This window comes from Methylomonas sp. MgM2, assembly GCF_054172045.1.
Genome location: NZ_JBSYXO010000073.1, coordinates 1 through 6147 on the forward strand (window position 1 = coordinate 1; position 6147 = coordinate 6147).

Here is a 6147-nt window from a genome sequence, read left to right on the forward strand (position 1 = left end):
CTTTGACCGGCGCGATCAGCGGTCCCGATCCGGCTGCCGCCAAGCGCGCGTTCGAGGCGATGATGCAGATGAAAAAGATCGACATCGCGGCAATCGAGGCGGCGGTTCGCGGTTGAGCTTAGGCATACAAAACATTTTCCACAAACAGGAGGATATTATGACCACTCGAATCAAACCTATTCCGGACGGTTGCCATACCGTCACGCCCTATCTGACGGTTCATGACGCCGACGCGGCGCTGGCGTTTTATAAAACGGCCTTCGGCGCGAAAGAAGGTTTACGCCTACATATGCCGGACGGCAAAGTGGGGCATGCCGAATTCAAGATCGGCGAGTCAAACTTCATGCTGTCGGACGAATATCCGAATCCAAACTCAAAGTCTCCGCAAACCTTGGGCGGCAGTAGCGTCAAGCTGCATTTGTATGTGAGCGATGCCGATGCGGTGTTTTCTCAGGCTATCGCCGCGGGCGCCAAGCAAACCATGCCGGTCGAAAATCAGTTTTGGGGTGACCGCATGGGCTCGCTGATCGATCCCTTCGGCCACCATTGGCTGATCGCCACTCATGTGGAAGATATCGATCCAAGCGAATTTCAAGGCCGGATGGAAGCTTTTTTCGCCGCGAATCAGGCGCGCGGCAACTGACAAACTGCAAACCACTCGCGCAAAGGAGAAAAATCATGAACCAACCCTGTAACACACATGGCGCCTTTAGTTGGTGCGAACTATTGACCACCGATACCGGTGCCGCCAAACAATTTTACGGCAAGCTGTTCAATTGGACGCTGGAGCCCGCGCCGATATCGACCCCGGAAATGGAATACACCCTGGTGAAATACGCTGGCGAGCCGAGCGGCGGCATGATGAAGATACCGGCCGCCGCCGAAGGCATGGCGCCGCAGTGGGGCGTTTACGTCACGGTCGACGATGTCGACGCCACCGCAAAGCTGGCCGTGGAGCTCGGCGGGAAAATTTGTTTGCCGCCGCAGGACATCCCGCAGGTAGGGCGTTTCTGCGTGCTGCAAGATCCGCAAGGCGCCGTGATCAGCATCATCACCTATGTTCAGCATTGCGGCTGATGTGCGGTGCGGCGGCGTATATCGTCCGAAAATCCGCTGATCCCAGCTTGCACGAGAGCAGATAATGAAATACATGTTGTTGATTTACTTTGAAGAACAACGGTTGGCGGAGAGCGAGCGCGAGGCGTGTTACGCAGAATCCACCCAACTGGCGCACGAACTAAAGGCGAAGGGGCAATATCTGGACGCCAGTCCCTTGCAAGCCGCAGCATCGGCAACCAGCGTCCGGGTGCGCGACGGCAAGCGTTTCGTCACCGACGGCCCGTTTGCCGAAACCCGTGAACAGTTGGGTGGCTATTATCTGATCGAGGCTCGGGATCTGGACGAAGCCATCGGCATCGCCGCACGGATACCGATGGTGCGCAAAGGCACGGTCGAAGTCAGACCCGTGATAGAGCTTCCCGGCTTGCCGGGCGATTAAGCCCGCCCACCTAGAGGAAAAACCATGATCAAAACCATTATTATCGTCTTAGCCGTGCTGCTCGTCATCGTGCTGATCTATGCGGCCGCCCAACCCGACAGCTTCCGGGTCCAGCGCGCTGTCGTCATCAAGGCGGCGCCGGAAACGATTTTCCCGCTGATCAACGATCTGCACAGCATGCAAAGCTGGTCGGCCTGGGAAAAGATCGATCCCGGCATGAAGCGCAACTACAGCGGCGCGCCTAGCGGGCCGGGTGCCATTTACGAATGGGAGGGCAACCGGGAAATCGGTCAGGGACGCATGGAGATTCTGGAGTCGGTGGCCCCCACCCGCATAACGATCCGCATGGACTTCATCAAACCCTTCCCGGCCCAAAATACCCTGGAGTTTATCCTGCAAGCCGAGGACGGCGTTACCCGTGTCACTCAAGCCATTTTCGGCCCCAACCCGTACATTTCCAAATTGATGAGCCTGGTGTTCAGTATGGACAAGATGATAGGCGGCAAATTCGAGGATGGTCTGGCCGCCTTGAAGTCGCTTGCGGAAAAAAACAGCGGCGCCTGAGCCGAAACAAACCGGGGAGGCGCGATGAAATGTTTTGCCTGGGGTGACTTCGACCGAGAGCAGAGGCCTGTTTACGGGGTGCGGTCGATGCTGTGATGCGCAGTCCGGAAGGCCGGGAATTTTCGGGTTTAGCCGGTCGAGCGTTCGTAAGTCCGGCAGGCTACTCCGGTCTGTGAGCCGATATAATGGACCTTAAACCAGTTTTAAACGGAAATCTAAAACATGAAATATCTATTCGTGGCCTTCTTGCTGATGATCTGCCGGCAAACCCATGCCCTCGATTGGCGGGATAGCCCGGCCATCGGCAAGCTGTTTGCCGGCGAGGGCGTGCAGGGGACCTTCGTTTTGTATGACGCCGAAGCGAAGACTTTTATCGGGCATGATCGTGTCAGGGCCGAGACTCGCTTGGTACCGGGATCGACCTTCAAAATCGCCAATAGTCTGATCGGGCTTTCGGCCGGTGCGGTCAAGGATGTCGACGAAGTCCTGCCTTACGGCGGTAAGCCGCAGCCATTCAAGGCGTGGGAGCGCGATATGGGCTTGCGCGACGCGATCAAAATCTCCAATGTGCCCATATATCAGGAATTGGCCCGGCGTGTCGGCCTAACGCGAATGCGCGATGGCGTCGCCGCGCTGGGCTATGGCAACGGTGAAGTCGGCGAGGTGGTCGATCGGTTTTGGCTGCGTGGTCCGCTGAAAATCAGCGCCGTGGAACAAACGGCTTTTCTCGCCCGTTTGGCTCAAGGCGAGTTGTCGTTTCCTCAAGATGTGCAGGAACAAGTCCGCGACATCATCCGGATGGAGCGAGGCGACGGCTGGACTCTTTACGGCAAGACCGGCTGGGTCGACGCCTCCGAACCGGGTATAGGCTGGTGGGTTGGATGGGTAGAAAAACAAGGTCATGTCTACAGTTTTGCTTTGAACATCGATATCGAGCAGCAAGACGCATTAGCCAAACGCATAGCACTGGGCAAGGCCAGCCTGAAAGCCTTGGATGTGCTCGACTGAGTGTCGCCGGCGATCAGCTCTGCGTCATGCGCCTGACAAAATCCTCCAGCGTTTGCCCTGCGGAATCGGTAAAGGTGGTGCTTTCGGGTTCCATGCTTTGAATCCTGTCCACGCGGAAGTTGCGGAAATCGTCGCGCAACTCGCACCAGCCGACCAAGGTCCAGACGCTACCCCAGAAGTAAAGGCCTAAAGGGCGGATGCGGCGCAGGCTCAGTTCGCCGTCGGCGCGGCAATAATGCAGTTTTAGCAGGCGTTTTTCATCGATCGCCTTGCGGCAAACGTCCAGATTGACGTCCAAATCGGGGCGCGGGCCGAAACGCAGCGCGAACAGCTTGCTGTTTTCAATCTTACCCTGCAGTTCGGACGGAATCACCGCGCTGATTTTGTCCAGCGCCGATTGGGCCGAATAACCCAGTTCGGTGCCGGCCCAGGTTTTAACCATGCGCGCGCCGACCACCAGAGCCTGGATTTCGTCGGCACCGAACATGATGGGCGGAATGTCGACCGTATGCCGCAGGCGATAGCCGACGCCGGCTTCACCCTCGACAGGTACGCCCGACAAGCTCAGATCCTGAATGTCCCGGTAAATCGTGCGCTCGGATACCTCCAGGCGCTCTGCCAGCATTTTGGCCGTGACCAGGCGTTTATTGCGCAGGAGTTGGACGATTTGAAAGAGTCGGTCGGCGCGTCGCATTGTATAGTAATGCGGGCGGCCAGAAAGCCGCCCCTCGTTGAAAATTTAAGCGGGTGAATATAAACCGACCCGGTTGCCTTCGCTATCCAAAAATAGCGCGAAGTAGCCGCATTCGCCGTCGTGGATCGGCGTTTTCGGCACCACCAGGCTGCCGCCAAGTTGTAGCGCCCGTTCCAGCGGATCGCTCAAGTCCTCGCCGCCATTGAAATACACCACGGCCCCGGATTGGCTGGGCTGGTATTGTTCGCTCAACACCAGCATGCCGCTCACGGAACCCGGTTCGGCATTGAAAATTGCCAGCTGCATGTTATGCATCTCCTCATCTTTGAAGTCCGCTTGCAGGACGTTCCGATAAAAGTTTTTGGCGCGCTGCATGTCCGTGACCGGCAGTTCGAACCAGGTGGCTACATTATTGTTCATGTTAATCTCCGTTGAATATTAAAAGGAGTACTTAGGATACGGCAACCATCCTGACAGCGTGGTGTCAGTAGTGTTTGTACGTTAGCGATTTTTTCAAATTCCCTAACACGCGCAGCTTCGGCACAGTGCCTTTGTCGGACGTGGTCGGCAAGGCTGGGCAAATCCGGTTTTCCAAACAACCCGATGCCGGCATACGCTGGCAACGGTTTGGCCGGGTGCCTGAATTAAACACTAGATCGAACAAGCCGGGAGGAAAGACGGAAACGTTTTGCCCGTTTCCGGTAATCTTGATGAGTTCAACACTCTCGCTTGCGGTCTTGTCGTGAAAGGAATAATCGGCGCAGCCTAACACCGGAATCCCGAGCGCCGCCGTAGCGGCGAACCGCATGAATTGTTGAAAATTCATTTCGTATCTCCTTGGCTATTACGATTAAAACAACGGCGTCGAAATATCGCCCCAGCGTACATGCGCCGGTGGCGTAACGGCGGCGGTAATGGTACCGGTTCTTATATCGACGCTTACCAAGCGCAAGGGTTGGATACCGTACGCGGAACGAAGGATCGCTTTCCCCGCTGCATGGGCTTGGTGGCTGCGGACTCGGCTGAACAGCACCTTATAGTAGCGCCGGTCGAAGTTCTCCGGGGTGTCGTGACCACCGTGCACCGACTCGGCCTCCAGCGGCAAATCGGCCAGGTGCCATGCCTCGGGCACCACATGGATCAACAGCGGCGTTTCAGTGTCGCTGGACATGATTTGCCGGATACCGGGCTCATTCAGCGCGGTGCGATAAGACGCCAGCAATTCATGGTCGCTTAGCAGCGCGGGCGAAAGCACGGCCGCCCGGGCCTGATAATGGGCCGTAATGTTAGCCAGCGAATATTCGCGTAATCCGAAGGCCATCGCCAGACAAACCATGAGGGTGGCGATGGTGTGCACTAACCAGGAACGACGGGGCTGAACGGACGGCTGCGTTATTCCGATAGCCGCGAATGACTTCCAAGGCGGAAACACAGGTAGAAACCGATCGGTCTGATTTTCGTACTCCCGGTAACGATTACCGAAACCGGCTTCGCAGCGACGTTCTTCCGAAGCCGCCAGCGACCGGTATAGAAAAAGCATCAGCACATAGGCGATCAACACCAGAAAACGCGGCCAAAGCAACAGGGCGCCCAGACCAAGCAACGCCAATCCGACGTATTGCGGATGCCGGCTGTAACGATAAAGCCCATTGGTAACCAGTCCTAGACGGCGGAATTTGGCGTTATAAATCTGAATGGCAGAGGTCACAAACACGATTGTCCCTATCACTAGGCTGGCTCCGCCAACCTTGGGGAGCGCGTTGAGTACGGCACTTCGGGTCGTGGAAATATGCGGCAAAAAAAACTGACTAAGCCAGGCCGTGCCGGACCATTGGTCGAGGAAGTTCAAGGCCGGGCCATAAAGCGAGTAGAAATAGAGCGCTGCCGGACTGATCATAAACAGAATTTCCAAGCCAATGGCAATATAGAATAAGGATGCCGGTTTTAGCAGGTTTGCGGGATTGTGATTCGAAAAGGGTTTTGGTTTAGTCGCCATGATTGCTGTCCTCCGTTCTTGATGGGCTCTAGCCTAAACGTCTTGTGTAACCGAACGGTTTCAACAACCCGTGATTTTTGTTACGCTGGGTTTCAAATCCCTGTTTTGTAACACTCTGTTACAAAACTTTTCCTCGCCAGCGAGGGAAGGTCGGCATAATCAATCATCATGGTCCAGTCTCCTCATATTCTAATCGTCGACGATGATCGCGAGCTCCGACAGTTGCTGACGGCCTTTCTGACCCGGCACGCGTTCAGGGTGGACGCGGCGGCCGACGGGCACGCGATGCACAAACTGCTGGAAACGGCCCGCTTCGACCTGATCGTGCTCGATTTGATGCTGCCCGGTGAAGACGGCCTGGCACTGTGCCGGCGGCTGCGGAGCACA

Annotated in this window: 10 protein-coding genes; 6 read left to right on the forward strand and 4 right to left on the reverse strand. The window is 56.3% G+C overall.

Annotated features, from left to right (window positions below; genetic code table 11):
- The first annotated feature begins 157 nt into the window (after positions 1-157).
- The 5 genes from ACW73I_RS22740 to blaOXA all read left to right on the forward strand — a co-directional run bounded on the left by ACW73I_RS22740 (position 158) and on the right by blaOXA (position 3070).
- Entirely contained in the window at positions 158-643 is a 486-nt protein-coding gene (locus ACW73I_RS22740; RefSeq protein ID WP_458031794.1) for a VOC family protein, read from the forward strand.
- 35 nt (positions 644-678) lie between these two features.
- A complete protein-coding gene (locus ACW73I_RS22745; RefSeq protein WP_458031795.1) occupies positions 679-1077 on the forward strand; it encodes a VOC family protein in 399 nt (132 codons plus the stop codon).
- Between the two features lie 64 nt (positions 1078-1141).
- Complete coding sequence (locus tag ACW73I_RS22750; RefSeq protein ID WP_458031796.1) at positions 1142-1498, forward strand: YciI family protein; 357 nt, start codon at positions 1142-1144, stop codon at positions 1496-1498.
- 24 nt (positions 1499-1522) lie between these two features.
- Complete coding sequence (locus ACW73I_RS22755) at positions 1523-2062, forward strand: SRPBCC family protein (protein ID WP_458031797.1); 540 nt, start codon at positions 1523-1525, stop codon at positions 2060-2062.
- Positions 2063-2284: 222 nt separating this feature from the next.
- Complete coding sequence (blaOXA, locus tag ACW73I_RS22760) at positions 2285-3070, forward strand: class D beta-lactamase (protein ID WP_458031798.1); 786 nt, start codon at positions 2285-2287, stop codon at positions 3068-3070.
- 13 nt (positions 3071-3083) lie between these two features.
- On the opposite strand, the gene ACW73I_RS22765 is transcribed toward blaOXA, so the two are convergent.
- From ACW73I_RS22765 to ACW73I_RS22780, 4 genes are all read right to left on the reverse strand, one after another.
- Positions 3084-3764 carry a helix-turn-helix transcriptional regulator gene (locus ACW73I_RS22765; protein WP_458031799.1) on the reverse strand — a complete coding sequence of 227 codons (681 nt, stop codon included), beginning with the start codon at positions 3762-3764 and terminating at the stop codon, positions 3084-3086.
- A 45-nt stretch (positions 3765-3809) separates the two neighbouring features.
- The gene (locus tag ACW73I_RS22770) at positions 3810-4184 is read right to left on the reverse strand and encodes a VOC family protein (protein ID WP_458031800.1); all 375 of its coding nucleotides are present in this window, start codon (positions 4182-4184) and stop codon (positions 3810-3812) included.
- A gap of 64 nt (positions 4185-4248) precedes the next feature.
- Positions 4249-4590, reverse strand: a complete 342-nt coding sequence (locus ACW73I_RS22775; protein ID WP_458031801.1) for a hypothetical protein — start codon at positions 4588-4590, stop codon at positions 4249-4251.
- Between the two features lie 24 nt (positions 4591-4614).
- On the reverse strand, positions 4615-5760 hold the full coding sequence (locus tag ACW73I_RS22780; RefSeq protein ID WP_458031802.1) for a methyltransferase family protein: 1146 nt from the start codon (positions 5758-5760) through the stop codon (positions 4615-4617).
- A gap of 168 nt (positions 5761-5928) precedes the next feature.
- Here ACW73I_RS22780 and ACW73I_RS22785 point away from each other — a divergent pair.
- On the forward strand, positions 5929-6147 hold a 219-nt coding region (locus ACW73I_RS22785; RefSeq protein ID WP_458031803.1), incomplete at its 3' end, for a response regulator.

Coding starts and splice junctions, on each gene's coding strand:
- ACW73I_RS22745 (WP_458031795.1), top strand. CDS start 679: ATGAACCAACCCTGTAACACACATGGCGCCTTTAGTTGGTGCGAACTA.
- blaOXA (WP_458031798.1), top strand. CDS start 2,285: ATGAAATATCTATTCGTGGCCTTCTTGCTGATGATCTGCCGGCAAACC.
- ACW73I_RS22770 (WP_458031800.1), bottom strand. CDS start 4,184: ATGAACAATAATGTAGCCACCTGGTTCGAACTGCCGGTCACGGACATG.
- ACW73I_RS22755 (WP_458031797.1), top strand. CDS start 1,523: ATGATCAAAACCATTATTATCGTCTTAGCCGTGCTGCTCGTCATCGTG.
- ACW73I_RS22740 (WP_458031794.1), top strand. CDS start 158: ATGACCACTCGAATCAAACCTATTCCGGACGGTTGCCATACCGTCACG.
- ACW73I_RS22750 (WP_458031796.1), top strand. CDS start 1,142: ATGAAATACATGTTGTTGATTTACTTTGAAGAACAACGGTTGGCGGAG.
- ACW73I_RS22775 (WP_458031801.1), bottom strand. CDS start 4,590: ATGAATTTTCAACAATTCATGCGGTTCGCCGCTACGGCGGCGCTCGGG.
- ACW73I_RS22780 (WP_458031802.1), bottom strand. CDS start 5,760: ATGGCGACTAAACCAAAACCCTTTTCGAATCACAATCCCGCAAACCTG.
- ACW73I_RS22765 (WP_458031799.1), bottom strand. CDS start 3,764: ATGCGACGCGCCGACCGACTCTTTCAAATCGTCCAACTCCTGCGCAAT.